Raw genomic sequence first — 26,569 nt, 5'->3', positions numbered from 1 at the left:
TCGTGCGGGTCACTGCGTTCCGCAACCCGCCGGGCGGCGGGTTGCGGAGGTCACATCAGGCGGTGCCGCCGATGGTCAGTTTATCCAGCTTCAGGGTCGGCTGTCCGACGCCGACCGGCAGGCTCTGTCCCTCTTTGCCGCAGACGCCGACGCCTTTGTCCAGCGCCAGGTCATTCCCCACCATCGAGATCTGCTGCATCGCTTCGATACCGGAGCCAATCAGCGTGGCCCCCTTAACCGGTTTGGTGATTTTGCCGTTCTCGATCAGATAGGCCTCTGAGGTAGAGAAGACGAATTTGCCGGAGGTGATATCGACCTGGCCGCCGCCAAAGTTCGGCGCATAGATGCCATAATCGACGCTTTCGATAATGTCCTGCGGTGAGGATTTGCCCGCCAGCATGTAGGTGTTGGTCATGCGCGGCATCGGCAGGTGCGCATAAGATTCACGACGGCCGTTGCCGGTCGGGCTGACACCCATCAGTCGCGCGTTCAGCTTATCCTGCATGTAGCCTTTCAGCACGCCGTTCTCGATCAGCATATTGTACTGCCCGGGAACGCCCTCATCATCAATCGCCAGCGATCCACGCAGCCCTTCAAGGGTGCCATCATCGACCACGGTACAGAGTTCAGACGCGACCTGCTGGCCGATTTTGCCGCTGAAGACGGAGGTGCCGCGACGGTTAAAGTCGCCTTCCAGGCCGTGACCGACCGCTTCATGCAGCAGAACGCCAGGCCAGCCCGCCCCCAGCACCACCGGCAGAGCACCGGCTGGCGCGGCGACCGCAGAGAGATTGACCAGCGCCATCCGCACGGCTTCCCGCGCCCAGGCGTCAGCGCGGACTTCGCCATTTTCATCCGCCAGGAAAAACGCATAGCCGGTACGCGCACCGCCGCCGCTGGCGCCGCGCTCACGCTTGCCCTGATCTTCCACCTGAACGCTGACAGAGAGGCGCACCAGCGGCCGCACATCGGCGGCCAGCGTGCCGTCGGTAGCCGCCACCAGCACCTGCTCGTAAACGCCGGTCAGGCTGGCATTCACCTCCTGCACGCGCGGGTCTTCGGCACGGGCCACTTTATCGACGCGATGCAGCAGGGCGATTTTCTCTTCGCGCGTCAGGCTGCTCAATGGATCGACCGCCTGATAGAGCGAACGGTTCATCACGGCAGAGAGCGTATGGGCTTTGCCATTGCCCTGTTCGCGCACGATGCTGCGCGCCGCGTCAGACGAGAGACGCAGCGCATTCAGCGTAATCTGGTCCGCATAGGCGAAGCCGGTTTTCTCACCGCTGACCGCGCGCACGCCCACACCCTGATCGATATGATATGAGCCATCTTTAATGATTTTATCTTCCAGCACCCAGGATTCATGGAAGCTGGACTGAAAGTAGAGATCGGCATAATCCAGACGACGTTCTGAAAGCTGCCCTAACAGGGAAAATAGGTCCTGCTGATTAATGCCGTTAGCAGTCAGTAACTGCTCACTTACCAGGTTCAGAGTCATCGTTTCTCACTCATTATGTGCTCAGATAATCATAGCCTGCGGTAATTCCGGTACGGCGTCAAATTCACTTGTTATCCGTTTCACGCGGTTTGCGCAGTACCTCATTGATTTCCGGTTTATCCAGCGGGCCGCCGATGTGATAACGCAGCAGTGAGATCTTATTCCACAGCGGTCCCAGCGCCTTACTGGCCGCAAAGACTGCCGCACCGATCACCGGGTTGATGGCAAAGGCGGTTGCCACGCCGACCGACGCCGATATCTCAGGCGCGACCACCGCTTCCATATCGATCTGACGCTTCACCAGGTCGAGTTTACCCTGCATCGCGATGTCGGCTTCCAGCCCGTCCACCAGCAGATTGTCGGTGCGCATCACGCCATTTTCGATCCAGGCCGTACCGTTGATGGAATCGAAGTAGAAGGCGTTGGTGAAGGTGTCGCTGAAGTCGAAGCGCAGCTTACGCAGCAGCGCATCGAAACTCACCAGACGCAGGATTTTCCCCGCCGTGCCGGTGTTCACATCCGCGATCTGCCCTTTGCCGAAATGGGTCTTCAGGGTGCCGCTCAGGGTCTCTGCTGCGGGCTGCCACGGTGCCGATTTCCAGTGCAGGTCGTAGGCGATATCGAAAGGCGCATCGCGCAGCGGCGTATTCACGCCAAACCAGTTGGTGGCGTTGTTAATATTCGGCCCTTTCAGCGTGCCTTTCAGCGAAGTGCGCGGATCGCCCGGACGATTGACCCACTCACCGTCGATTTTCAGCTGTGAACTGCCGGTATCCACCTTTCCGTTAGTAAGCGCTAACGTATCCCCGCGAGGCTGAAGCCGCGCGGATATCTGCCCATACTTCTGGCCGAGTACCCAGCACTCTTTGCAGAAGAGCTGGAGTGCAGGCCACTGGCTGAAGTTAATCGTGCTGGCCTGCTGCGAAGCCCCTTTCTCGCCTTCGCTGGCTCCCTTCTCCCACTGCGGGTTGTAATAGAGATAATCCAGGCTGACCTGCCACGGTGCCGCAGGGGCCATGGTCAGTCTGCCGCGCAGCTCTTTCGCATTAACGCTGACCTGACTCCTGCCGCCCGCACTCTGCGCCAGGGTCGCATCGACATCATGCCATTGCTGCCCGCCCAGCGTGACCGCCGGGCTGCGCAGAGTGACGTTGCCAGGCAGCGTGACGCCGCCGGTCTGGAAATCGCCGTTGCCCGACTGCCGTCCGCCCGCGGAATCCCCGGCGGCCAGCATCGCTACCCAGGCTTCGCCATCCAGCGCGGGCAGATTCAGCACCATCCCCGTGTGATCGGGCAGTGCCGGGGTGTTGCGTGCCTCGTTCAGCCAGATGCCGCGATCCACGCGCAGCGTCGGCTCCAGCAGCCAGCGGCTGTTGAAACGCTGGTTGCTGTTAACGCTGCCGCTGAGATCGAAATGTTGCAGATCGCCACTGGCCTGAATCGTAACGGGCATCGGCTCGCCAGCCGGTTTTGCCAGCGGTGCAGGTAAGCGACTGCTTACTTCTTTCGCATTGCCGTTCAGCGCCACGTCATAACGTGCGCCGCCCTTGTGCGGTAACGTGATGCCGACCTCACCCTGCCACGGCAGATGTCCGCCCAGCTGCCTGCTGACGGCGGCCGGGATCTCGCGGATTTTAGCGGGTTGCCAGTCGCCCTGAAGGTTGACGCTGACGCCGAAGTCATCCGGGTTCTCCTGGGTGCTGAAACGCACGCCCATCGGCTGACCAAACCACTCCGCGCGCAGATCGTCGCTGACCAGATTACCGTTGTCATAGCGGAAGCGGCCGGAGAGGCGGTTGATTGTGGTTTTTAACGGTTTGATAAACAGCGCGTTATCTTTCAGGTCGACGTTGCCTCTGGCATGCACCTGCTCGCCATCCAGCGGGATATCCAGGTTCAGATGACCGTCGACCCGCCCGCTGATTTGCAGCTGCTCCAGCGCGGCACCCAGAGAGGGTTTCAGCGGGGTCTGCTGGAAGTAATCCGCAACCTGCGACCCCTGCCCGCTGATATCACCATCGATAATCAGCTTCTCTTTCAGGTAGTCCGGGATCACCGCACTGACGTTGCGCGCCTCCACCTCGCCCAGTCTGGCCACCGGCGCATTCATCCAGAGGCCATCATTCAGGAAGTTAAGGTCGATATCGAGATTGCTGATTGCGGGCCATTTCGGCTGAAACGCATAGGTCGCCTGGCGCAGCGGCACCCAGACCTGGAACATGCCGTCATTGTGCCTGAACGGGAACAGGGCCGGATTACCGGCAAACAGCAGCGTGGCGTTATCGACTTTGCCGCCCTTTACGGCGCCGCTCAGATAGTGCGTCAGGCCGTTGCCCATCAGCGGAACCGGGAAATAGCGCCAGGCATCGCCCGCATCCGTCACCCGTATGCCGGCCAGAATATCCAGACGTGGCTCGCCGCCGCTGTTCTGCTGGTAACGGAAGTCACCGTGCGCGTGCAGTGAACGCGCCTGCAGATCCAGATCCTCACCCGCCAGCGTCAGTCCATGTTCATCACGTAGCCAGCGCAGCCCGCCGGTCACCCCTTTGATCTCCAGCGGGGCCTGGAACATGTCGCCATAGGGAACGGTCGCCGCGCCCATATCGACGCTGATCTGGCCATTAGTCAGGCTGCCGCGCGCCTCGCCGCTGAGATGGCTGATGCCCGGCAGCAGCTTCCAGTGCTGCCAGCTGAAATCGTGCCACTTCACCTGCATCCGGGTTTTTTCAGGCTGCTGCAGCGGGATATCCAGCGCCAGCCCCTCAACGGTGCCCTGCGGCTGCAGCGCCTGCCAGTTCTCAAACAGCGCCGGAGAGAGCGGCGCGAATAGCGGAACGATCGGCGCAATGTGTTTCAGCACCAGCTGCGTGGCGCGTACGCGGACTTCCGCCTGGCTCCCGGTGCCCAGCAGCTGTTTGTCTTCTGGACGCCATAACAGCGAGAAGTGACCAGCGGGCCAGGGCTGGTTGTCGGTGCTGAGGCGGGTCTGCGGCACGCTGACCACCCAGCCATTCTGGAAGCGTGACAGGTGCGCGGTCAGCCCGTCCACCGTGATCTGATGGCGTCCGGCTTCGCCCTGCCAGCTGGCGCCGCCCTGACGTAACAGCAGATCGCCCGCGTAGATGTCCCCATCGCGCAGGCTGACCCAGGCCGCCAGGCTGAAACGGGCGCTGTCCAGACGGGTGTTGTCACGCATCCAGCGGCCCAGCCACGGCCGCATATCCACGTCGTCGGCCTGCATCCAGATCCGGCCATCGTTCAGCAGACCGTTGCTGTCATTGAGGTCGAGCCGCACCTGAACCACGCCATGCTGGCCGGTAAAGCTCGACAGGCTGACTTCCCCCTCGGCCCGGTGGCGATTATCTTCGTTGAGCCAGGTCAGGCGGGGGATCGCCAGCTCAGCGTGCTGCCCGGAAGGGGTGCGGAAACGGATGGTGCTGTCGCGCAGGTCGAAGTGGTCGAACTGGCGCAGGAAAAGTTCGTTAATCTGCGCCGGACGGAAACTGTTTTTCTCTTTGTCGTTATCCAGCAGCGGGCGATTGCTGTCGAGATGGAGCTGCCAGAAGGTAAGATCGCGGAACTGCCAGCGCCAGTGCAGCAGGGATTGCCAGACATCGAGCGCAAGGTTGATGCGTTTGATGGTGAGGCGGCCGTTGTCGTGCAGATCGACGCGGAGATCGCGCACCTGCAGCGTCGGGCCGAAGTTCTCCCATTTGCCCTGCAGTTCGCTGGCATCGACCGGCACGCCGCTGCGGGCCGAGATGAATTGCAGAAGGTTGCTGCGATAGCTGTCGAGATGCGGCATCACCAGACGCAATCCACTGACCAGCAGCGCAACAATCACGATGATTGCCGCGACCAGCAGTAACAAAATCCTCGGCAACTGCCTCACTCACGCCTCTCCTTGTGTTCCGTAAACAGTGGATAGTGGGTTCGCATACCCGACCGTCTTCAGATAAAAGCGTCCGTCCGCATTTTATCCCCAACAAGGGCGTTGAATCAGCCCGGTGGCCGGGCTGGCGTTACATCATGACAACGTCAAACTGCTCCTGCGTGTAGAGCGCTTCGACATGCACTTTAACCTGCTTGCCGACAAAGATTTCCACTTCGGCCAGCGCATGCGACTCATCGGTTTTCAGCGCCTCACCCACCGTCGGAGAGACATAGACCAGAAAACGATCGGCGTCGTAAGCGTGGTGCACCCTGACAATCTCACGCATAATTTCGTAGCAGACGGTTTCAACCGTTTTCAGCGTGCCGCGCCCTTTGCAGACCGGGCAATCCTGACACAGCACATGCTCAATGCTTTCACGGGTTCGCTTACGCGTCATCTCCACCAGTCCCAGCGCAGAGAAGCCGTTGATACCGGTCTTCACCCGATCTTTGCTGAGCGCACTCTCCAGCGAATGCAGGACCCGCCGACGATGGTCTTCGTTGCTCATATCGATGAAGTCGATAATGATAATGCCGCCCAGATTACGCAGCCGCAGCTGGCGCGCAATCGCCTGAGTAGCTTCAACGTTGGTGTTGAATATTGTCTCATCCAGATTGCGATGACCGACGAAGGCACCGGTGTTGATATCGATGGTCGTCATCGCTTCGGTCTGATCGATAATCAGATATCCGCCTGACTTTAGTTCAACTTTGCGATCCAGCGAGCGCTGAATCTCATTTTCCACGTCAAACAGATCGAAAATAGGCTGTTTACCGTTGTAGAGCTCCAGCTTACCGGCCATTTCCGGGATATATTCACCGGTAAACTCCACCAGCATGTCGCAGGTCAGACGCGAGTCAACCCGGATGCGATCCAGCGCGGCACCGGCGAAATCGCGCAGAATACGCTGGGCCAGCGCCAGCTCGCCGTAGAGCAGGCAGCGGGTCTGATTGCGCTTTTTACGCTCGCTGACTTTGGTCCAGAGACGTTTGAGGAACGCAGCATCCTGCGCCAGCTCCTCTTCGCCGATTCCTTCTGCCGCCGTGCGGATAATAAAGCCGCCCAGATGGTCGCAATAGTCCGCCACCACCGCCTTGAGCCGGTCGCGCTCTTTCTCGCTTTCGATACGCTGAGATACCCCAACGTGTGACGCGCCAGGCATAAAGACCAGGTATCGCGACGGCAGCGTGATGTCTGTAGTCAGACGGGCGCCTTTGGTGCCCAGCGGATCCTTGACCACCTGCACCACCAGATCCTGGCCCTGACGCACCAGCTCGGCGATGTCACGAACGATGAAGTTTTTCTTTTCATCACCCGCGACGCATTCCGTGTGCGGCATGATGTCGGAGGCGTGCAGAAACGCCGCTTTTTCCAGACCGATATCAACAAAGGCAGCCTGCATACCTGGCAGAACACGGCTTACGCGTCCTTTATAGATATTGCCAACGATGCCGCGCCGCGCTTCACGCTCAATGTGTATCTCCTGAAGGATGCCGCCGTCGATATAGGCCACACGCGTTTCAGAAGGCGTGACGTTAATCAGTAATTCAGCCGTCATGTTGACCCCTTACGGCACGCAGTGACTGGAAATGACTGATGAGCTCCGCCGTCTCAACCAGCGGTAATCCCACCACTGCATGGTAACTTCCATTAATTTTGCGGACAAAGTTTCCCCCCCTGCCCTGAATACCGTACGCGCCCGCTTTATCCATCGGTTCACCGGTCGCGATATAGTCGTCGATGTCGCTGCCGGTTAAGGTGCGGAAGGTCACATCCGTCGTCACGACACAATCCAGCGCCTGCTGACTGTCGGCCAGCACCACGGCGGTCATCACCTGATGCGTCTGTCCGGAGAGTTTGCGCAGCATCGCGTGTGCATCGGCGGCGTCGCGCGGTTTTTCCAGCACCTCGCCATTCAGCACCACGATAGTATCTGCGCCCAGTACGGGCAGATCCTGCGCGGCCAGCCGGACGCCCGCCTGCGCTTTGTCATGAGCGAGACGGCGGACATAGACCGCTGCCGCTTCACCGGGCTGACGCTGCTCCTCAACGTCAGTTACGATGCGTTCGAATGTCAGGCCAAGCTGAGTCAGCAGCTCACGACGACGCGGTGAACCGGAAGCAAGATAGAGGGTTACCATAAATTTCCTTATTGAACAGCAAACTGACGACGAATTTTTCTCATTAACAAGAATAGCCAGGGCCAGAGAATACCGTCGACAACACTGCTCCAGAAAATTTCAGGTCGGAATGAAACGTTGATTACCAGGAATTCAGCCCAGAAGACGATCACATCCATCGCCAGCGACAGGACCATTACCATCAGCGCCTGCTGCCATAACGCTAAGTTGCGGAATAGCTGGAACTTAAAGGCAATCAGGTAGGCGATGATGCTGAGCGCCAGCGCCCGCACACCGAGCGTGGAGCCTGCGATCAGATCCATGATGGCACCCAGCACGAAACCGGTGCCGACATTGACCCGATGCGGCAGGGCCAGCACCCAGTAGATCAAAATCAGCAGCAGCCATGACGGCCGGAACATATAGATCTCATCCGGCCACGGCATGATCTGCAGGACGAGCGCCACCAGGAAGGAGAGCCAGATGACCCAACGTCCCTGGCTGCGGTATCGACTCAAGGCTGGCCCCCGCGTGAACGCGAGGCGCCGCTCTGTCCGCCACTGCTGCTACTGCTGGTTGAAGGTGCAGGCGGTCCCATCTGCGTGGAAGACGCAGGCGGGCCCATTTCACCTGCAGGCGGTAAGACCTGCGGCATCATCTGCATCAGACGCTCATTCGCCACGCGATGAACTTCATCCTGCGGCAGCGGCATATCGCCGTTGCGATCCGCTCCCCATAACAGCAGCAGATAACGCAGACGCTGCAGTCCGGCGGTCGGATGGGCCTGAATCACCGTGTAGGCACGCTGGGTGTCCACTTTCACCGAGGAGACGACCCCGACCGGATACCCTTCAGGGAAGCGTCCGCCAATGCCGGACGTGACCAGCACGTCGCCGACCCGGATATCCGTGTTGCCCGGCAGATGCTCAAGCTGGAGATCTTCGGTACAGCCGTTACCCGCCGCAATCACACGAATGTCATTGCGCAGAACCTGAATCGGCAGAGCATGTGAGGCATCACAGATCAGCAGCACACGACTGGTGAGCTGCCCGACCGCAATGACCTGACCGACCACCCCTTTATCACTGATCACCGGCTGTCCTTCATAGACGCCGTTGACGCTGCCTTTGTCGATCACCACCTGGTCCGTATAAGGATCGGTGCCGGTCGAAATAACCTGCGTCACCATCTTTTGCTCATCCTGGCGCAGCGGTGAACCCAGCAGTTCACGCAGACGGGCGTTTTCCTGCTTATATTGCCCCAGCATTAGCAGGTTACTGTTTTTCAGGAAGAGCTCACGACGTAAGGCTTTGTTTTCCTGCTCCAGCTGCTGACGGGACGCCAGCGACTCTGACACGCCATCCAGCAGCTGACGTGGCCCATTGGCCAGGAAGTAAAACGGGCTGACCGACGTATCCAGATAGTTGCGTATTTGGGTGAAAGACCCCACACGGCTGTCGGCGATAATAATGGCAATTGCCACAATGACCGCCAGAAAAAGACGCAACTGCAGGGAAGGCCCCCTGCTAAAAATCGGCTTCATATAATCTGCGTGATCCTCGACAACAGGAGAGGAAGCAGCGGCAGAATACCGTGCTTCCCTGGGCTGAACGCAATGTACCGGTACAGACTTCGCCGGTTCACATGCCGCTCCCTTGCATGATCATCGCGTTCTCAGCCGGTTGAGGCAATTATTCTTCGCTGAACAAATCGCCGCCATGCATGTCGATCATTTCCAGCGCCTTGCCGCCACCGCGTGCCACGCAGGTCAGCGGATCTTCAGCGACGACGACCGGAATGCCCGTCTCTTCCATCAGCAGACGGTCCAGGTTGCGCAGCAGCGCGCCACCACCGGTCAGCACCATGCCGCGCTCTGAGATATCAGAGGCCAGCTCAGGCGGACACTGCTCAAGGGCAACCATCACCGCGCTCACGATGCCGGTTAACGGCTCCTGCAGCGCTTCCAGAATTTCGTTGGAGTTCAGCGTGAAACCACGCGGCACACCTTCTGCCAGGTTACGGCCACGCACTTCGATTTCACGGACTTCGTCGCCCGGATAGGCTGAACCGATCTCATGCTTAATGCGCTCGGCGGTCGCTTCACCAATCAGTGAACCGTAGTTACGACGCACATAATTAATAATAGCTTCATCGAAACGATCGCCGCCAATACGGACAGAAGAGGAGTAAACCACGCCGTTCAGGGAAATCACGGCGACTTCGGTGGTACCGCCACCAATATCGACTACCATTGAACCGGTCGCTTCTGACACGGGCAGACCTGCACCGATTGCGGCAGCCATCGGCTCTTCAATCAGGAAGACTTCGCGAGCACCTGCGCCCTGGGCGGATTCACGGATGGCGCGGCGTTCAACCTGGGTTGCCCCGACGGGGACACAGACCAGCACACGTGGGCTGGGACGCATAAAGCTGTTGCTGTGAACCTGTTTGATGAAGTGCTGCAGCATCTTTTCGGTCACGAAGAAGTCAGCGATAACGCCATCTTTCATCGGACGGATAGCGGCAATATTGCCGGGCGTACGGCCAAGCATCTGTTTGGCGTCATGACCCACGGCCGCGACACTTTTCGGTGAACCGGCACGGTCCTGTCGGATAGCGACAACGGAAGGCTCGTTCAGCACGATGCCCTGTCCTTTTACATAAATCAGGGTATTCGCAGTACCCAGGTCAATGGACAGGTCGTTGGAAAACATGCCACGAAATTTTTTAAACATACTAAGGGATAATCCTGCAAGCTGGGGGCGGAAAATAAAATCCGCTTACTTTACCAACCACACGAAGCGGCCACAAGGCGCAAAAACGTTCTGCTTCGGTGAAAAAAGAGGCCTGATTGCGTTTAAGTCATCTGAACCTGCGATCCGTCATGGCAGAATGGCGACCAGAGGCCATCAGCACTGCCTTTCCCGATCTCTGCCCGCTTTCTGCCCGACATAAAATCTAACATTTCCGACAGAACGGGCCGGGGTTCAGACGCGGCTAAACATTAAAAAAAACCGCCTATTACCGTCTGTATAACGGCAATTGATTAAATACGGTAACGTTGTGAATACTTTTTCACGTTACTGTTAACCGGAAGCGAAGGGGCAAAAAAATCGCCCTGACCGCCAGCCACACCCAGCGCCGCCAGCGTCTGCCACTCGGCTTTCGTCCGGACGCCGGCAGCAAACACCCGCACACCCGTACTCTTACAGACTTCCAGCAGACTCTGCACGAACAGCTGATTTTCGGTCCGCCGCTCGATGTTGCGCACCAGACCGGCATCCAGCTTGATCACTTCCAGCGGCAACTGCCGTATATAGGCGCTGCTGACCACGGTCAAACCGGCCTGATTCACCGCAATCCGGCAGCCAAAAGCCTTCAGCGCACGGAATACCGGCGCTAACCGGTTGATGTGTTGACAAACATCTGCCTCGGCAAGTTCAAATAAAAATCGTTTTCTTTGCGATTTCGGGCACTGCAGCAGCATGTTCTGCAGCCAGAGTACGAAGGATCGCTGCAGGAGCGAGTTGATCGTCACCGGGATCACCAGCGTCTCTTCGGGCCAGAGTTCAGAGAGCGCCGCGATGCGAGTCATCAGCTGGCGATCCCAGCTCTCCGCCATGCCGAGCTGCTGTACCAGTGGCATATACTCCGCAGCCAGCACCTCTTTATCGCCGTCGAAGATGCGGGTCAGCATGACCCGATGCTGCACCTTGCCTTCAAGGTTGACGGCGGGCTTATGGTAGAGCCGTGGCCCGCCCCGGCTCAGCGTATTCTCCAGCAGCGTCCGCCAGCGTACGCTTCCCCGCCCGGCATCCTGCGGATTACCGGCGCCGTTGGTCCAGTTGTTGCCGCCCAGCAGCGTCGCGCGGCGCGTCGCCATCTCAACATTTTCCATCACCTGCGGCACCGTCTGACCGCTGCACCAGGCGCTGATACCGATATGAATCAGGTCATCCCGATTGACCAGCCGCATCGGCGGCAGAGAGTCCACCGCATTGATCAGCTGATCGGCGATCGCGTTGGCCTCTTTAAGACTGCGATGCGGCAGCAGTACGGCGAAATCGCTGCGGAAATAGCGCGCCAGCAGCGCGCCGGGATAGCGCAGTACAAAGGTGGAGAGCATATTGACGAAGTTAAAGAGGTACTCCTCTGGCAGCCCCGGCTCCAGAGCGTCTCTCAGCGTGTCCAGATCGGGCAGACGGATCATCATCACCACGCCGTGGGTGCCGACATTTTCCTGATCCTCCAGCAGCGTCGCCAGCTGGTTATCGAAGAAGAGCCGGTTATTCAGGCCGGTGCGGCCATCCTGAGCGGCAAAGGTGCGGATCAGCGTGTCGATACGCAGACGCTGTTCGCCCGCCTCCTGCAGATCGGCCAGCAGCACATCCAGTGCGCGGCTGGCCCGGGGCGGCCACTCATCTATTGCGCGCTTCGGCATCACACCGCGCTCCCCGCTGATAATCGCTTCAGCCCGCGCTTCGAGATGCTCCATGCCGCGCCACTGACGCGTAAGCCAGCGATGCATCATCAGCAGCGTCAGGCTCATCACCAGTATGATGGCAAACAGCAGGCTCAGCGTGGAGGTGCCGGTGATCGAACCCAGCCAGGTTTTGGCCGGATCGAGCGTAACGACCCGCAGTGCTAAGCCGGTCTGATGCATCAACGGCACATCGACCTGAATAAACCGGTTAGGCTCATCCTGCAGCATCGGGTTTTCATGTCGGGAGAGGGTGAGAAACGTCTGTCTGCCGTTGTGAAGCAGGATCTGCTCGGCATTCATGACCGGCATCATGCGCACCAGCCAGCGCTGCATCTCTGACGGCGTCTGGGTGAACATCGCCTGATCCACTTCCGTGGCCAGCGCCTGCGCCCGATGTTCAACCCGTTCATGGCTGAACCAGAAAACGCTGAATGCGCAGCCCGCCAGCATCAGTGACATAGCCAGCAGGCTTACAAACGTGATAATCGCCGATAATTTTGTGGTTAGTCGCATCCCTGTGCCTGTCTTACTGGGGTGATAACCGGATCACCCAACCTTGTACCGTCAGCCTGACGAAAACGCGAGCAAAAATAGCATAATTTGCCGCTGTCGACAGCGCCGGGTGGCATGAAGCCGAAGTATATCGTTGTGACAGCGGGGCTGATGTTGATCCGGACACTTTTCAGTGCATTCTCATCGCTAAGCGCAGCCAGGAAATTTCACATTTTTCACGGCGAAACTGGCTGATATCAGCGATAGTCATCATGCTGGTTGATGACATCCTGTCTGGAGAAGCCCATGAAACGCACACCCTATCTGACCGAAGGCGACGTAACGCCGGAAAGCATTTTTAATATGAAGCGCCGTCAGGTGCTGAAAACGCTGGGGCTCAGCGCGGCGGCGATGGGGATGCCGGGCGTGGCAAATGCCGACATTCTCAGCTGGTTTAAAGGCAACGACCGCCCCGCCGCACCCGCAGGCCGGCCGCTGGACTTCACCAGACCCGCGCAATATCAGGCCGACCTCACCCTGACTCCGGCGGATAAAGTGTCCGGCTATAACAACTTCTATGAGTTCGGGCTGGACAAGGCTGACCCGGCGGCCAATGCAGGCACCCTGAAAACGGAACCCTGGAAACTGACCATTGATGGAGAAGTTGCGAAGCCGGTGACCCTGGACATGGATGACATCTTTAAAAAGTTCGCGATGGAGCAGCGAATCTACCGTATGCGCTGCGTGGAGGCCTGGTCGATGGTGGTGCCCTGGATAGGCTTTGAGCTGAATAAACTGCTCTCACTGGCGGAACCCACCAGCAAGGCGCGTTTTGTCGCCTTCCAGACCCTTTACGATCCTGAGCAGATGCCGGGTCAGAAAGACCGCTTTATCGGCGGCGGCCTCAACTATCCCTATGTCGAGGGGCTGCGTCTGGATGAGGCGATGCATCCGCTGACCATACTGACCACCGGCGTCTATGGCAAAGCGCTGCCGCCGCAGAATGGCGCGCCGATTCGGCTGACCGTGCCGTGGAAGTATGGCTTCAAGGGCATCAAATCAATCGTGAAAATTACGCTGACCGCGAATCAGCCGCCGACGACCTGGAATCAGATCGCCGCCGATGAATATGGTTTTTATGCCAATGTGAACCCGCACGTTAACCATCCGCGCTGGTCGCAGGCGACCGAGCGGTTTATCGGTCCGGGCGGCACGCTGAAGGTTGAGCGTCAGCCTACCCTGCTGTTCAACGGCTATGCCGATCAGGTGGCCTCGCTCTACCGTGGCATGGACTTACGGGAGAATTACTAAGTGGTGCGCCTGTCGCTGAAACAGATCACCGCCTTAAAGGTGATTCTGCATCTGGCGGCGTTTCTGCCGCTGGTCTATCTGATCCTTGCCGCGATGCAGGGTGGACTGAGCGCGGACCCGGCCAAAGATATCCAGCACTTTACCGGCCGGATGGCGCTCAAGCTGCTGCTGGGTACACTGCTGGTTTCGCCGCTGGCCCGTTACGGTAAACAGCCGCTGTTAATCCGCACCCGTCGTCTGCTGGGCGTCTGGACATTTGTCTGGGCCTCTCTTCACCTGCTGAGTTACTACCTGCTGGAGCTGGGCATGGATAACCTGCGTCTGCTGGGCAGTGAGCTGATCTCCCGTCCTTATCTGACGCTGGGCATTATCAGCTGGCTGATATTGCTGGCCCTGGCGCTGACCTCGTTTCAGCGTGCGCAGCGCAAACTCGGTAAACGCTGGCAGACCCTGCACAACCTGGTCTATCTGGTCGCTATCCTGGTGCCGATTCACTACATCTGGTCGGTGAAAATCCTCTCTCCCCAGCCACTTATCTACGCACTGCTGGCAGCGATACTGTTAGCCTGGCGTTACAAAAAATTTCTCAAATGGTGGCCCCGCTAGCGCTTCGCCCGTTGTTTTCCGCTGCTGTTTTCTGATAAAAGATGTGGCCCCCAGGCCACATCCGATCATCTTCGCAGATAAGACCAGTATTTTGCTGCGAAATGACACGAAACGGATATAATGCCCGGCTTTATTGCTCGTCGGGTCTTCTTTTTCATCCTGAAAGGTGACAAATGAAGATTCGCAAGGTATTTTACGCGATGCCTCAATGATTGCGGGAGATGGCAGCACGATGGCGCATAAATTACATATTCTGCTTTTGAACGGACCCAACCTTAACCTGCTGGGAACCCGTGAACCTGAGAAGTATGGTCATACCACGCTGCGTCAGATCGTTGACGATTTGACACAACAGGCAGACCAGCTGAATGTGGAGTTGAGCCACCTGCAAAGCAATGCTGAATTTCAGCTGATTGATCGCATTCATGAGGCCAAAGGCAATGTGGATTACATCATCATTAATCCTGCCGCGTTTACCCATACCAGTGTCGCACTGCGTGATGCCTTGTTAGCGGTAGAAATACCCTTTATCGAGGTTCATCTCTCCAATGTGCATGCCCGCGAGCCCTTCCGTCATCACTCCTATCTTTCTGATGTTTCTGCTGGCGTGATTTGTGGGCTTGGCGCTGACGGCTACACATGGGCTTTACAAACGGCAGTCAAACGCCTGTCTCAAACTAATTAATCAAACTGAGTACGGAACCCCACTCATGGATATTCGTAAAATTAAAAAACTGATCGAACTGGTTGAAGAGTCTGGCATTTCTGAGCTGGAAATCTCTGAAGGTGAAGAGTCCGTTCGCATCAGCCGTGCACCTGCAAATAGCGGTTACCCGATGATGCAGCAGGCTTACGCTGCGCCTGTTCAGCAGCCTGCGCTGGCAACGGCGGTTGCGCCTGTTGCGGCGGTTGCCGAAGCGGCACCGGCTGAGATCAGCGGTCACATCGTGCGTTCACCTATGGTAGGCACCTTCTACCGCACGCCAAGCCCGGACGCGAAAGCCTTTGTGGAAGTCGGTCAGAAAGTGAATGCAGGCGATACCCTGTGCATCGTCGAAGCCATGAAAATGATGAACCAGATCGAAGCAGACAAATCAGGCGTGGTAAAAGCGATCCTGGTTGAGAGCGGTCAGCCGGTCGAATTTGACGAGCCACTGGTTATCATCGAGTAACGGGGCAGATCATGCTGGATAAAATTGTTATTGCTAACCGCGGTGAGATTGCGCTGCGCATTCTGCGTGCCTGTAAAGAACTGGGCATCAAGACTGTTGCGGTACACTCAAGCGCGGATCGTGACCTGAAGCACGTGCTGCTGGCAGACGAAACCGTCTGCATCGGCCCGGCGCAGTCAGTTAAAAGTTACCTCAACATCCCGGCGCTGATCTCTGCTGCAGAGATTACTGGCGCGGTAGCGATTCACCCGGGCTACGGCTTCCTGTCTGAGAATGCCGATTTTGCCGAGCAGGTTGAGCGCTCAGGTTTCATCTTCATCGGTCCGAAAGCCGACACCATTCGCCTGATGGGCGATAAAGTCTCTGCGATCAATGCGATGAAGAAAGCCGGCGTGCCGACCGTACCGGGCTCTGACGGTTCGCTGACGGATGACATGGAAAAGAACCGTGCCTTTGCCAAGCGCATCGGTTATCCGGTCATCATCAAAGCGTCTGGCGGTGGCGGCGGTCGTGGTATGCGCGTCGTGCGCAGCGACAAAGATCTGGAACAATCCATCAACATGACGAAAGCGGAAGCCAAAGCGGCTTTCAACAACGACATGGTGTACATGGAGAAGTATCTGGAGAATCCGCGTCATATCGAGATTCAGGTGCTGGCTGATGGCCAGGGCAACGCGATCTATCTGGGCGAGCGCGACTGCTCCATGCAGCGTCGCCACCAGAAAGTTGTCGAAGAAGCACCAGGCCCGGGCATCACGCCGGAGCTGCGCAGTTTCATCGGCAACCGCTGTGCGAAAGCCTGTATCGAGATCGGCTATCGTGGCGCAGGCACCTTCGAGTTCCTGTATGAAAACGGTGAGTTCTACTTCATTGAAATGAACACCCGTATTCAGGTGGAACACCCGGTGACAGAGATGATCACCGGTGTGGATCTGATCAAAGAGCAGCTGCGTATTGCTGCCGGTCAGCCCCTGTCGATCAAACAGGATGAAGTGGTGATTCGCGGACATGCGGTTGAATGCCGTATCAACGCCGAAGATCCGGTGACCTTCCTGCCAAGCCCGGGTAAAATCACCCGCTTCCACGCGCCAGGCGGTTTTGGCGTGCGCTGGGAGTCGCACATTTACTCAGGCTATACCGTTCCGCCTTATTACGATTCCATGATCGGCAAGCTGATCACCTACGGCGAAACGCGTGACGTGGCTATCGCCCGCATGAAGAATGCGCTGGCGGAACTGATCATCGACGGTATCAAGACCAACGTTGATCTGCAGATGAAAATCATGTCCGATGAGAATTTCCAGCACGGTGGAACCAATATCCACTATCTGGAGAAAAAACTCGGCTTGCACGAGAAGTAATCGCAACGCTGAGTCAGTCAGAGGCCGGGTAATCCGGCCTTTTTCTTTTGCCGCTGGCGTTAAGGTTGAATCATGGATGCTCGTTTTATCCAGGCACATAAAGAGGCGCGCTGGTCTCTCTATCTCACCCTGCTCTGGCTCGCTGCCTGGGGGCTTTCCGCCTGGCTGGGTGGCAGCGAAAGCGGTGTGACCGGACTGCCACGCTGGTTCGAACTCTCCTGCCTGTTTGCTCCCCTGTTGTTCATTTTTCTGTGCTGGCTGATGGTGCGGATGATTTTCCGCGATATGCCGCTGGAGGATAAAAATGAACGGTGAAATTATCCTGCCGTTACTGATCTATCTGGTGCTGATCGCCGCGCTGTCGATCTTTGCCGTGCGTAAAAGGCGTCAGGGCAGTTTTCTGACGGAATATTTTCTTGGCAGCCGCTCGATGGGCGGATTTGTGCTGGCGATGACCCTCACCACCACCTACATCAGCGCCAGCTCGTTTATCGGCGGACCCGGTGCAGCCTACAAATATGGGCTGGGGTGGGTTCTGCTGGCGATGGTACAGGTGCCCGCCGTCTGGCTTTCGCTGGGCGTGCTGGGGAAAAAGTTTGCTATCCTGGCGCGGAAATATAATGCGGTCACGCTGAATGACATGCTCTATGCCCGCTATCAGAGCCCGCTGCTGATCTGGCTGGCGAGCCTGAGCCTGCTGATCGCCTTTATCGGTGCCATGACGGTGCAGTTTATCGGCGGTGCCCGACTGCTCGAAACCGCCGCGGGCATCCCCTATGACAAAGGATTGCTGATCTTTGGCGGCACCATCGCGCTCTATACGGCGTTTGGCGGCTTCCGCGCCAGCGTTCTCAATGACGCGATGCAGGGGATCGTGATGCTGATTGGCACCTTCCTGCTGCTGTTCGCGGTGATCCATCAGGCTGGCGGCCTCAGCATGGCCGTTGAGAAACTGCATGCGATCGATCCTGCGCTGCTGTCGCCGCAGGGGCCTGGCGAGATTATTACGCCAACGTTCCTGAGTTCGTTCATCGTTCTGGTCTGCTTTGGGGTAATTGGCCTGCCCCATACGGCGGTGCGCTGCATCTCATACAAAGACAGCAAGGCCGTGCATCGGGCCATTATTCTGGGCACCATCGTGGTGGTGATCCTGATGCTGGGGATGCATCTGGCCGGTGCGCTGGGCCGCGCGGTTCTGCCGAATCTGACCGTGCCGGATAGCGTAATACCGACCCTGATGATCACCGTTCTGCCTCCGCTGGCGGCCGGTCTGTTTCTGGCTGCGCCGATGGCCGCCATTATGTCGACCATCAATGCTCAGCTGTTGCAGGCGTCGGCTACGCTGATAAAAGATCTCTATCTGCGTGTCGCCCCGCAACATCTGGAGAATGAGCCGCGGCTGCGACGGCTATCTGCCACGATTACCTTTGCACTGGGTATTCTGCTGCTGATTGCGGCATGGAACCCGCCCGATATGATTATCTGGCTAAACCTGCTGGCATTTGGCGGCCTTGAGGCGGTGTTCCTCTGGCCCCTGGTTCTGGGCCTCTACTGGGAGCGCGCCAATGCCGCCGGAGCCATTACCGGCATGGTGGTGGGCGGAGGCTGCTACGCCTTTCTGGCGAGCCTCAACCTGCAGATTCTGGGTTTTCACCCCATCGTGCCCTCACTGATTCTGAGCCTGCTGGCCTTTTTAGTGGGTAACCTGTTTGGACGCGCGACGCACAGGGTCGACGCGCCGCAACATTGACGGAAAGAGAGACGTTATGCCGTGGATTCAAATCAAGATAAACAGCTCAGGTGAACATGCGGAAACGCTGAGCGACGCGCTGATGGAGATCGGTGCCGTTTCCGTGACGTTTCAGGATACCAACGACACGCCGGTTTATGAACCGCTGCCGGGTGAAACGCGCCTGTGGGGCGATACCGATGTCATCGGCCTGTTCGATGCAGAAACAGACATGGCTTTTGTCACCGCCGAACTGGCTCAGCATCCGCTGCTGGGCGCAGGTTTTCGCCATCGGATCGAGCAGATCGAAGACAAAGACTGGGAGCGCGAGTGGATGGAAAACTTCCACCCGATGCGCTTTGGCGAGCGCCTCTGGATCTGCCCAAGCTGGCGCGACGTGCCGGATCCCGATGCCGTCAACGTGATGCTGGATCCTGGCCTGGCGTTTGGCACCGGCACGCATCCCACCACCTCGCTCTGCCTTACCTGGCTTGACGGGCTGGATCTGGCGGGCAAGACCGTGATCGATTTCGGCTGTGGTTCGGGGATCCTGGCGATCGCCGCCCTGAAGCTGGGTGCCGCTCAGGCGATCGGCATTGATATCGATCCGCAGGCAATTCAGGCCAGCCGGGATAATGCTGAGCGCAATGGCGTCGCCGATCGCCTGTCGCTCTATCTGCCCCACCAGCAGCCCGATAATCTGCAGGCGGATGTGGTCGTCGCCAATATCCTGGCAGGCCCGCTGCGCGAGCTGGCGCCGCTGATTAGCGTGTTGCCGAAGGCTGGCGGTCATCTGGGGCTGTCCGGCGTGTTAGAGAGCCAGGCGGAGGGCGTCTGCGAAGCCTACGCCAGCGAATTTGCTCTCGACCCGGTGGCGGTCAAAGAGGAGTGGTGCCGGATTACCGGAATTAAATCCTGATTTCTGCCTGCGTCTGCCTCCGCGGATAGCGCGGTTTCAGGCGCAAAGCGCCGTAACAGCATATTCAACCAGTCCGCAGCGTAAGTTGCGGGCTTTTCTGACCTGAACTGGATGCTTGTATCGTTAATCACGGCATGTGACGTTTATTATCTGGTGAATTGCCGTACTTTTCTGGAAAAACTTTTGTTCACAATTTCAGCATAAATTATTAAGTAACTGATATTTAAGTTTAATTATCAATGCTACCGATCATCACCCGGTTTTCATTGATCTTTCTTGCTGATTGTTCAAAGTTTGGCCTTTCATCTTCCTGCAAAAATGCGTAATATACGCCGCCTTGCAGACACAGTATGGCCATTCTGACTTCATGCGTATTGGAAACCTCCAGCTGAGAAATCGACTGATTGCAGCGCCTATGGCCGGTATTACCGACAGGCCGTTCAGGACGTTGTGTCATGAAATGGGGGCAGGTATGGCAGTTTCTGAGATGTTGTCATCTAACCCCGAAGTCTGGGCAAGCGACAAATCTCGATTACGTATGGTGCACAGTGATGAGCCAGGCATTCGCGCCGTGCAGATTGCCGGTTGCGATCCCAGCGAAATGGCGCAAGCCGCACGCATTAATGTTGAGGCTGGTGCACAGGTCATCGACATTAATATGGGATGCCCTGCCAAGAAGGTTAACCGCAAAATGGCGGGTTCAGCCTTGCTGCAATATCCCGCCGTGGTGGAGTCGATTCTCTCCGCAGTGGTTAATGCAGTGAACGTGCCGGTCACGCTGAAAATTCGTACTGGCTGGGATCCTGAAAACAGGAACTGTGTCGCGATTGCCCAATTGGCTGAACGCTGCGGTATCCAGGCTCTGACGATACATGGCCGCACTCGTGCCTGCCTGTTCAACGGAGAAGCTGAATATGACAGCATTCGGACAGTTAAGCAGAGTGTTTCCATTCCGATTATCGCGAATGGAGACATAACTGACCCGCATAAAGCCAGAGCGGTGCTCGACTATACAGGGGCCGATGCTCTGATGATAGGACGCGCTGCTCAGGGAAGACCGTGGATCTTCCGGGAAATCCAGCATTATCTGGACACTGGGGAGCTGCTTGCCCCGCTGCCACTGGCAGAGGTCAAGCGCTTGCTTGTTTCGCATATACGTGAGCTGCACGACTTTTACGGTTCAGGCAAGGGATACCGTATAGCGCGCAAGCACGTCTCCTGGTACCTGCAGGAGCACGCCCCAAATGACCAGTTTCGGCGCACATTCAACGCCATTGAGGATGCCAGCGAACAGCTGGAGGCGTTGGAGGCATACTTCGAAAATCTTGCGTAACGAAATAAAGAGCTGAAAGAACTATGTTCGAACAACGCGTAAATTCTGACGTACTGACCGTTTCTACCGTTAACTCACAGGATCAGGTAACTCAAAAACCTTTGCGTGATTCGGTTAAACAGGCACTGAAGAACTATTTTGCTCAACTGAATGGTCAGGATGTGAGCGACCTGTATGAGCTGGTTTTGGCTGAAGTCGAGCAGCCTCTGTTGGACATGGTGATGCAGTATACCCGTGGCAACCAGACCCGTGCTGCCCTGATGATGGGTATCAACCGCGGTACGCTGCGTAAGAAACTGAAAAAATACGGCATGAACTGAGTCTGAGTTCAGTCTGTTAATCACGCCAGCCTTCGGGCTGGCGTTTTTATTTGTGCGGTGTCCCACAAAGTCGCGGCACCGGGCGTGAAACAGTTGCCCGCAATATGGTAACTATAGTTGCAGTTTCCGGCGTGATATTTTGCCCCCTCGCCTTTGCCTTTCGTCGCTGCGGTTTTTATTTCTGGTCTGGCTCTCCATCCCTGTCACCTCTGATTGTGTGATTTTCTGCGCATTAAAAAGCAACCGTTCCTCTCCATACATTTCTGCCTGAGTGAACGCTCACACTGCTCTCATATAGTGAAACTATTTGCACTAATTGTGATCGGGTCGACTCGCATTGCTTCCTTTTGGTGCGCGATATTAGCGGAACTTTCTAAGTGCTTCCGATTATTAACCGTTCTTTCAGCCCTGTTCAGGCCTCTGCAAACCTGGCATCAGCTTTGCAGAGTCGTGGATGGCTGACAGCCACAGACAGGAAAAAACGCACAGTAAAGTGCGCAAACATAACAACATAATCCCGCCACACAGGATGCTTTATGAAAAAGATGATGCTCTCTACGCTGATCGCCGTCGCCGCGCTGGCTGGCCTGGCTCAGCAGGCACACGCAGGCACCACACTGGATGCGATCAAGAAAAAAGGATTTGTTCAATGTGGGATCAGTGACGGCTTGCCGGGCTTTTCCTATGCCGACGCCAGTGGCAAGTTCACGGGTATCGATGTGGATGTCTGTCGTGCTGCGGCTGCCGCAGTGTTTGGCGATGCCACCAAAGTGAAATATACCCCGCTGACCGCCAAAGAGCGTTTCACCGCCCTGCAGTCCGGCGAAGTCGATGTGCTGTCACGTAACACCACCTGGACCTCATCGCGCGATGGCGGCATGGGCTTCCTGTTTGCGGGCGTGAACTATTACGACGGTATCGGCTTCCTGACTCACCAGAAAGCCGGTCTGAAAAGTGCGAAAGAGCTGGATGGGGCCACCGTCTGTATCCAGGCGGGCACCGACACCGAGCTGAACGTGGCGGACTTCTTTAAAGCCAACAAAATGCAATATACCCCGGTGACCTTTGACCGCTCCGATGAGTCGGCCAAGGCGCTGGATAGCGGCCGCTGCGACACGCTGGCCTCTGACCAGTCTCAGCTTTATGCACTGCGTATCAAGCTGGGCAAGCCTGACGACTTCATCGTACTGCCCGAAGTGATCTCTAAAGAGCCGCTGGGGCCGCTGGTACGCCGTGGTGATGATGACTGGTTCACCATCGTGAAATGGTCTCTTTACGCCATGCTTAACGCGGAAGAGATGGGCATCTCCTCGAAGAACGTCGATCAGATGGCCGCCAAGCCAACAACGCCGGATATGGCGCACCTGCTGGGCGCAGAGGGTGATTTTGGTAAAGACCTGAAGCTGGATAACAAGTGGGCCTACAACATCATCAAGCAGGTGGGTAACTATCAGGAAAGCTTTGACCGTAACGTGGGTAAAGATAGCGCACTGAAGATCGCTCGCGGTCAGAATGCGTTGTGGAACCAGGGCGGCATTCAGTACGCACCGCCGGTACGTTAACAGACCTCGCCAATCGGGCACCGTATTCTGCGGTGCCCTACCCCAGCTTTCGTTACTGAGGTTTCAACATGTCACAACGCCCAACCGTGAAAAGGGATTTTTCATTTGGTAATCCCACGGTTCGCGCCTGGATTTATCAGCTCATCGCCGTTGTTGCGGTGCTTGGTGTGGTGGGTTATCTGGTGCACAACACCATTATCAACCTCGCCAGTCGCGGCATCACATCGGGATTCGGATTTCTTGAGCGCACGGCCGGTTTCGGCATCGTGCAGCACCTGATTGAGTACACGGAGGGAGATACCTACGCGCGCGTGTTTATGGTCGGATTAACCAACACGCTGCTGGTCTCTGCGCTCTGTATTGTTTTCGCGTCGATTATCGGATTTGCGGTCGGTCTGGCTCGTCTGTCTGACAACTGGCTGCTGCGGAAGCTTTCAAATATCTATATCGAGACCTTCCGTAACATCCCGCCCCTGCTGCAGATCTTCTTCTGGTACTTTGCGGTACTGCGCAACCTGCCCGGCCCGCGCCAGGCACTGAACGCCTTCGATCTGGCCTATGTCAGCAATCGCGGGCTCTACGTGCCGTGGCCGACCTACGCACCGGGCAGCTGGCCGTTTATTATCGCACTGCTTCTGGCGTTAGCCGTGAGCTATGGCCTGTTCCGCTTCAACCGGACGCACCAGCTGAAAACTGGTCAGTTGCGTCGCACATGGCCCGCTGCGGTGGGGATGCTGATCCTCTTCCCGCTGCTGGCCTATATGGGGTTTGGCCCGGCGACGCACTGGGATGTGCCGCAGCTGCGCGGGTTCAACTTCCGGGGTGGCTCGGTCATGATTCCGGAGCTGGCGGCGCTGACGCTGGCACTCTCGATCTATACCTCGTCGTTTATCGCGGAAGTCATCCGATCCGGCATTCAGTCGGTGCCGCATGGTCAGCATGAAGCCGCACGATCGCTGGGCCTGCCGAATCCGGTGACGCTGCGCCAGGTGATTATCCCGCAGGCCATGCGGGTGATTATTCCGCCGCTGACCAGCCAGTACCTGAACATCGTGAAGAACTCCTCTCTGGCCGCCGCCATCGGTTATCCCGATATGGTGTCGCTGTTTGCCGGTTCGGTCCTGAATCAGACCGGCCAGGCTATCGAGACGATCGCGATCACGATGGGCGTTTACCTGATTATCAGCCTGCTGATATCGCTGCTTATGAACCTCTACAACCGCAAGATTGCGCTGGTTGAGCGTTAAGAGAACGGGATCCTTATGTCTGTTACTACACATGAAACGCCCCCCGTCCCGACGACGCTGTTCAGTCGCGCCTGGCTCTGGGCTCGTAAAAATCTGTTTTCAAGCTGGTTTAATACCTTACTGACGCTGCTGTGCCTCTGGGTAATCTGGCATGTCATTCCGCCCGCGCTGAACTGGCTGGTCTTTCAGGCCAACTGGATCGGCTCCACGCGCGCCGATTGCACCAAAGAGGGCGCCTGCTGGGTCTTTATCCATGCGCGATTCGGTCAGTTCATGTATGGGCTCTACCCGCATGAGCTGCGCTGGCGCATTAACCTGGCTCTGGTGATTGGCCTGCTGTCGATTGTGCCGATGTTCGTGAAAAGCCTGCCCTGTCGTGGACGTTACATCGCTGCCTGGGCGGTTATCTATCCGCTGACGGTCTGGTTCCTGCTCTATGGCGGCTACCTGGGGCTGGAGCGGGTCGAAACCCGTCAATGGGGTGGATTAACGCTGACGCTGATCATCGCCTCGGTCGGGATTGCCGGCGCGCTGCCGCTGGGCATCCTGCTGGCGCTGGGTCGTCGTTCACGGATGCCGGTGGTGCGCACGCTGTCGATTATCTTCATCGAGTTCTGGCGTGGCGTTCCGCTGATTACCGTGCTGTTTATGTCATCCGTAATGCTGCCGCTGTTTATGTCGGAAGGAACGACGATCGACAAGCTGGTGCGTGCGCTGGTTGGGGTAATCCTCTTCCAGTCCGCCTATGTGGCTGAAGTGGTTCGCGGCGGCCTTCAGGCGCTGCCTAAAGGGCAGTATGAAGCCGCCGAATCCCTGGCGCTGGGCTACTGGAAGACACAGATGCTGGTGATCCTGCCGCAGGCACTGAAGCTCACGATCCCCGGCCTGGTGAATACCATCATCGCCCTGTTCAAAGATACCAGTCTGGTCATCATTATCGGCCTCTTCGATCTTTTCAGCAGCGTCCAGCAGGCCACGGTCGATCCGGCCTGGCTGGGCATGTCGACCGAAGGCTATGTGTTTGCTGCGCTGGTCTATTGGATTTTCTGTTTTAGCATGTCGCGCTATAGCCAGTATCTGGAAAAGCGCTTTCACACCGGGCGTACACCGCACTGAGGTTTTACATGACTGACTCTATGACACACTCTTCCGACCCGTTGATGATCTCGCTTGAGAACGTGAATAAATGGTACGGGCAGTTCCACGTACTGAAAGACATCAATCTGCAGGTAAAACCCCGCGAACGCATCGTGCTGTGCGGCCCTTCCGGCTCCGGCAAATCGACCACGATTCGCTGCATCAACCATCTGGAAGAGCATCAGCAGGGGCGCATCGTGGTGGATGGCATTCACCTCAACGATGACGTTCGTAATATTGAGCGCGTGCGCACCGAAGTGGGTATGGTCTTCCAGCACTTCAACCTCTTCCCCCATCTGACCGTGTTGCAAAACTGCACCCTGGCACCATCGTGGGTAAGGAAGATTCCAAAGAAGGAAGCGGACGAACTGGCCATGCACTATCTGCAGCGCGTGCGCATCGCTGAACACGCGCATAAATTCCCGGGACAGCTCTCGGGCGGTCAGCAGCAGCGTGTAGCGATTGCCCGCTCGCTCTGTATGAAACCGAAAATTATGCTGTTCGATGAGCCAACGTCGGCGCTGGATCCTGAAATGGTGAAGGAGGTGCTGGATACGATGATTGGCCTGGCTGAGGATGGGATGACGATGCTCTGCGTGACCCATGAGATGGGCTTTGCCCGCACGGTCGCAGACCGGGTGATCTTTATGGATCGGGGTGAGATCGTCGAAGTCGCGCCACCTCAGGAGTTCTTTGCCAATCCAAAATCGGAGCGTACCCGGGCATTCCTGTCGCAGGTTATCCACTGACAGGACGTTCAGACAGTCTGTTAACCCGGCCTGGTGCCGGGTTTTTTATGGCCCGGAATCCCCTGGCCGCTTCGCTAGCCTGGTAGCCGATGCACAGACAGCAGAGCGATGGGGTAACAGACGCCAGAGAGAGTGAAAGGATTATTACGCCACAACGAAAAAAGCCCTTCGCATACGCGAAGGGCTCTCTCTTATTTGATGCCTGGCAGTTCCCTACTCTCGCATGGGGAGACCCCACACTACCATCGGCGCTACGGCGTTTCACTTCTGAGTTCGGCATGGGGTCAGGTGGGACCACCGCGCTACAGCCGCCAGGCAAATTCTTTAATTTACCGAACTCGTGTCTTAACTGGTGCTGATACCCAGAGTCGAACTGGGGACCTCACCCTTACCAAGGGTGCGCTCTACCAACTGAGCCATATCAGCACACTAAATTTGATGCCTGGCAGTTCCCTACTCTCGCATGGGGAGGCCCCACACTACCATCGGCGCTACGGCGTTTCACTTCTGAGTTCGGCATGGGGTCAGGTGGGACCACCGCGCTAAAGCCGCCAGGCAGATTCTGTCTTCCGCGCCGCCCTCGGGGCCGCGCA

Annotated in this window: 22 protein-coding genes, 1 tRNA gene and 2 rRNA genes; 14 read left to right on the top strand and 11 right to left on the bottom strand. The window is 57.3% G+C overall.

The window, feature by feature from the left end; all coding sequences use genetic code 11:
- Nucleotides 1-55: 55 nt before the first annotated feature.
- The 8 genes from tldD to csrD all read right to left on the bottom strand — a co-directional run bounded on the left by tldD (nucleotide 56) and on the right by csrD (nucleotide 12,551).
- Nucleotides 56-1,501 (bottom strand): metalloprotease TldD, encoded by a 1,446-nt coding sequence (gene tldD / locus J1C59_RS02405; RefSeq protein ID WP_128084839.1) that lies wholly within the window; start codon nucleotides 1,499-1,501, stop codon nucleotides 56-58.
- A 64-nt stretch (nucleotides 1,502-1,565) separates the two neighbouring features.
- Nucleotides 1,566-5,393 (bottom strand): AsmA2 domain-containing protein YhdP, encoded by a 3,828-nt coding sequence (gene yhdP / locus J1C59_RS02400; protein WP_140917316.1) that lies wholly within the window; start codon nucleotides 5,391-5,393, stop codon nucleotides 1,566-1,568.
- Between the two features lie 130 nt (nucleotides 5,394-5,523).
- Nucleotides 5,524-6,993, bottom strand: a complete 1,470-nt coding sequence (gene rng, locus J1C59_RS02395; protein WP_128084840.1) for a ribonuclease G — start codon at nucleotides 6,991-6,993, stop codon at nucleotides 5,524-5,526.
- A complete protein-coding gene (locus J1C59_RS02390; RefSeq protein WP_140917315.1) occupies nucleotides 6,983-7,576 on the bottom strand; it encodes a Maf family protein in 594 nt (197 codons plus the stop codon). Before J1C59_RS02390 ends, rng begins: the two co-directional genes overlap by 11 nt.
- An 8-nt stretch (nucleotides 7,577-7,584) precedes the next feature.
- Nucleotides 7,585-8,073: a rod shape-determining protein MreD gene (gene mreD, locus J1C59_RS02385; RefSeq protein WP_111139674.1), complete on the bottom strand. Its 489-nt coding sequence runs from the start codon at nucleotides 8,071-8,073 to the stop codon at nucleotides 7,585-7,587.
- Nucleotides 8,070-9,098 carry a rod shape-determining protein MreC gene (gene mreC / locus J1C59_RS02380; RefSeq protein ID WP_128084841.1) on the bottom strand — a complete coding sequence of 343 codons (1,029 nt, stop codon included), beginning with the start codon at nucleotides 9,096-9,098 and terminating at the stop codon, nucleotides 8,070-8,072. Before mreC ends, mreD begins: the two co-directional genes overlap by 4 nt.
- Nucleotides 9,099-9,246: 148 nt before the next feature.
- Nucleotides 9,247-10,290 carry a rod shape-determining protein MreB gene (gene mreB, locus J1C59_RS02375; protein ID WP_003855260.1) on the bottom strand — a complete coding sequence of 348 codons (1,044 nt, stop codon included), beginning with the start codon at nucleotides 10,288-10,290 and terminating at the stop codon, nucleotides 9,247-9,249.
- Between the two features lie 311 nt (nucleotides 10,291-10,601).
- Nucleotides 10,602-12,551: an RNase E specificity factor CsrD gene (gene csrD / locus J1C59_RS02370; protein WP_128084842.1), complete on the bottom strand. Its 1,950-nt coding sequence runs from the start codon at nucleotides 12,549-12,551 to the stop codon at nucleotides 10,602-10,604.
- A 285-nt stretch (nucleotides 12,552-12,836) separates the two neighbouring features.
- On the opposite strand from csrD, the gene msrP reads away from it, so the two are divergent.
- The 14 genes from msrP (at nucleotide 12,837) to J1C59_RS02300 (ending at nucleotide 25,976) form a co-directional block, all read left to right on the top strand.
- On the top strand, nucleotides 12,837-13,841 hold the full coding sequence (msrP, locus tag J1C59_RS02365) for a protein-methionine-sulfoxide reductase catalytic subunit MsrP (protein ID WP_128084843.1): 1,005 nt from the start codon (nucleotides 12,837-12,839) through the stop codon (nucleotides 13,839-13,841).
- A 3-nt stretch (nucleotides 13,842-13,844) separates the two neighbouring features.
- Nucleotides 13,845-14,447, top strand: a complete 603-nt coding sequence (gene msrQ / locus J1C59_RS02360) for a protein-methionine-sulfoxide reductase heme-binding subunit MsrQ (RefSeq protein WP_128084851.1) — start codon at nucleotides 13,845-13,847, stop codon at nucleotides 14,445-14,447.
- Nucleotides 14,448-14,679: 232 nt separating this feature from the next.
- Nucleotides 14,680-15,132, top strand: coding sequence for a type II 3-dehydroquinate dehydratase (gene aroQ, locus J1C59_RS02355; protein WP_128084852.1), 453 nt, complete (start codon nucleotides 14,680-14,682; stop codon nucleotides 15,130-15,132).
- 25 nt (nucleotides 15,133-15,157) lie between these two features.
- On the top strand, nucleotides 15,158-15,619 hold the full coding sequence (accB, locus tag J1C59_RS02350) for an acetyl-CoA carboxylase biotin carboxyl carrier protein (protein ID WP_128084844.1): 462 nt from the start codon (nucleotides 15,158-15,160) through the stop codon (nucleotides 15,617-15,619).
- A gap of 11 nt (nucleotides 15,620-15,630) precedes the next feature.
- Nucleotides 15,631-16,980, top strand: a complete 1,350-nt coding sequence (accC, locus tag J1C59_RS02345) for an acetyl-CoA carboxylase biotin carboxylase subunit (RefSeq protein WP_128084845.1) — start codon at nucleotides 15,631-15,633, stop codon at nucleotides 16,978-16,980.
- A gap of 72 nt (nucleotides 16,981-17,052) precedes the next feature.
- Nucleotides 17,053-17,295, top strand: a complete 243-nt coding sequence (locus J1C59_RS02340; RefSeq protein WP_111139680.1) for a YhdT family protein — start codon at nucleotides 17,053-17,055, stop codon at nucleotides 17,293-17,295.
- Nucleotides 17,285-18,730, top strand: coding sequence for a sodium/pantothenate symporter (gene panF / locus J1C59_RS02335; protein ID WP_128084846.1), 1,446 nt, complete (start codon nucleotides 17,285-17,287; stop codon nucleotides 18,728-18,730). Before J1C59_RS02340 ends, panF begins: the two co-directional genes overlap by 11 nt.
- Before the next feature lie 16 nt (nucleotides 18,731-18,746).
- Nucleotides 18,747-19,628: a 50S ribosomal protein L11 methyltransferase gene (gene prmA, locus J1C59_RS02330; protein ID WP_128084847.1), complete on the top strand. Its 882-nt coding sequence runs from the start codon at nucleotides 18,747-18,749 to the stop codon at nucleotides 19,626-19,628.
- A 367-nt stretch (nucleotides 19,629-19,995) separates the two neighbouring features.
- Nucleotides 19,996-20,961 (top strand): tRNA dihydrouridine synthase DusB, encoded by a 966-nt coding sequence (dusB, locus tag J1C59_RS02325; protein WP_009087532.1) that lies wholly within the window; start codon nucleotides 19,996-19,998, stop codon nucleotides 20,959-20,961.
- Nucleotides 20,962-20,984: 23 nt separating this feature from the next.
- Nucleotides 20,985-21,281, top strand: coding sequence for a DNA-binding transcriptional regulator Fis (gene fis / locus J1C59_RS02320; protein ID WP_003855228.1), 297 nt, complete (start codon nucleotides 20,985-20,987; stop codon nucleotides 21,279-21,281).
- Between the two features lie 536 nt (nucleotides 21,282-21,817).
- Complete coding sequence (locus J1C59_RS02315) at nucleotides 21,818-22,843, top strand: amino acid ABC transporter substrate-binding protein (protein WP_128084848.1); 1,026 nt, start codon at nucleotides 21,818-21,820, stop codon at nucleotides 22,841-22,843.
- Between the two features lie 68 nt (nucleotides 22,844-22,911).
- Nucleotides 22,912-24,090 carry an amino acid ABC transporter permease gene (locus J1C59_RS02310; RefSeq protein ID WP_128084849.1) on the top strand — a complete coding sequence of 393 codons (1,179 nt, stop codon included), beginning with the start codon at nucleotides 22,912-22,914 and terminating at the stop codon, nucleotides 24,088-24,090.
- Nucleotides 24,091-24,105: 15 nt separating this feature from the next.
- Nucleotides 24,106-25,206, top strand: a complete 1,101-nt coding sequence (locus J1C59_RS02305) for an amino acid ABC transporter permease (protein ID WP_128084850.1) — start codon at nucleotides 24,106-24,108, stop codon at nucleotides 25,204-25,206.
- Nucleotides 25,207-25,214: 8 nt separating this feature from the next.
- Entirely contained in the window at nucleotides 25,215-25,976 is a 762-nt protein-coding gene (locus J1C59_RS02300; RefSeq protein ID WP_111139686.1) for an amino acid ABC transporter ATP-binding protein, read from the top strand.
- Between the two features lie 200 nt (nucleotides 25,977-26,176).
- Here the strand turns inward: J1C59_RS02300 and rrf (J1C59_RS02295) are convergent.
- The 3 genes from rrf (J1C59_RS02295) to rrf (J1C59_RS02285) all read right to left on the bottom strand — a co-directional run bounded on the left by rrf (J1C59_RS02295) (nucleotide 26,177) and on the right by rrf (J1C59_RS02285) (nucleotide 26,532).
- Nucleotides 26,177-26,292 (bottom strand): 5S ribosomal RNA (gene rrf / locus J1C59_RS02295).
- A 34-nt stretch (nucleotides 26,293-26,326) separates the two neighbouring features.
- A tRNA-Thr gene (locus J1C59_RS02290) sits at nucleotides 26,327-26,402 on the bottom strand.
- A gap of 14 nt (nucleotides 26,403-26,416) precedes the next feature.
- Nucleotides 26,417-26,532 (bottom strand): 5S ribosomal RNA (gene rrf / locus J1C59_RS02285).
- Nucleotides 26,533-26,569 lie beyond the last annotated feature (37 nt).

Source organism: Pantoea deleyi (assembly GCF_022647325.1).
GTDB classification, from domain to species: domain Bacteria; phylum Pseudomonadota; class Gammaproteobacteria; order Enterobacterales; family Enterobacteriaceae; genus Pantoea; species Pantoea deleyi.
The sequence above is the reverse complement of the archived record's forward strand: the minus strand, read 5'-3'. Positions and strand labels throughout refer to the sequence as shown.

Coding starts and splice junctions, on each gene's coding strand:
- panF (WP_128084846.1), top strand. CDS start 17,285: ATGAACGGTGAAATTATCCTGCCGTTACTGATCTATCTGGTGCTGATC.
- J1C59_RS02390 (WP_140917315.1), bottom strand. CDS start 7,576: ATGGTAACCCTCTATCTTGCTTCCGGTTCACCGCGTCGTCGTGAGCTG.
- rng (WP_128084840.1), bottom strand. CDS start 6,993: ATGACGGCTGAATTACTGATTAACGTCACGCCTTCTGAAACGCGTGTG.
- accC (WP_128084845.1), top strand. CDS start 15,631: ATGCTGGATAAAATTGTTATTGCTAACCGCGGTGAGATTGCGCTGCGC.
- J1C59_RS02305 (WP_128084850.1), top strand. CDS start 24,106: ATGTCTGTTACTACACATGAAACGCCCCCCGTCCCGACGACGCTGTTC.
- fis (WP_003855228.1), top strand. CDS start 20,985: ATGTTCGAACAACGCGTAAATTCTGACGTACTGACCGTTTCTACCGTT.
- J1C59_RS02315 (WP_128084848.1), top strand. CDS start 21,818: ATGAAAAAGATGATGCTCTCTACGCTGATCGCCGTCGCCGCGCTGGCT.
- accB (WP_128084844.1), top strand. CDS start 15,158: ATGGATATTCGTAAAATTAAAAAACTGATCGAACTGGTTGAAGAGTCT.
- aroQ (WP_128084852.1), top strand. CDS start 14,680: ATGGCGCATAAATTACATATTCTGCTTTTGAACGGACCCAACCTTAAC.
- mreC (WP_128084841.1), bottom strand. CDS start 9,098: ATGAAGCCGATTTTTAGCAGGGGGCCTTCCCTGCAGTTGCGTCTTTTT.
- J1C59_RS02340 (WP_111139680.1), top strand. CDS start 17,053: ATGGATGCTCGTTTTATCCAGGCACATAAAGAGGCGCGCTGGTCTCTC.
- dusB (WP_009087532.1), top strand. CDS start 19,996: ATGCGTATTGGAAACCTCCAGCTGAGAAATCGACTGATTGCAGCGCCT.
- csrD (WP_128084842.1), bottom strand. CDS start 12,551: ATGCGACTAACCACAAAATTATCGGCGATTATCACGTTTGTAAGCCTG.
- prmA (WP_128084847.1), top strand. CDS start 18,747: ATGCCGTGGATTCAAATCAAGATAAACAGCTCAGGTGAACATGCGGAA.
- mreB (WP_003855260.1), bottom strand. CDS start 10,290: ATGTTTAAAAAATTTCGTGGCATGTTTTCCAACGACCTGTCCATTGAC.
- J1C59_RS02310 (WP_128084849.1), top strand. CDS start 22,912: ATGTCACAACGCCCAACCGTGAAAAGGGATTTTTCATTTGGTAATCCC.
- msrP (WP_128084843.1), top strand. CDS start 12,837: ATGAAACGCACACCCTATCTGACCGAAGGCGACGTAACGCCGGAAAGC.
- J1C59_RS02300 (WP_111139686.1), top strand. CDS start 25,215: ATGACTGACTCTATGACACACTCTTCCGACCCGTTGATGATCTCGCTT.
- tldD (WP_128084839.1), bottom strand. CDS start 1,501: ATGACTCTGAACCTGGTAAGTGAGCAGTTACTGACTGCTAACGGCATT.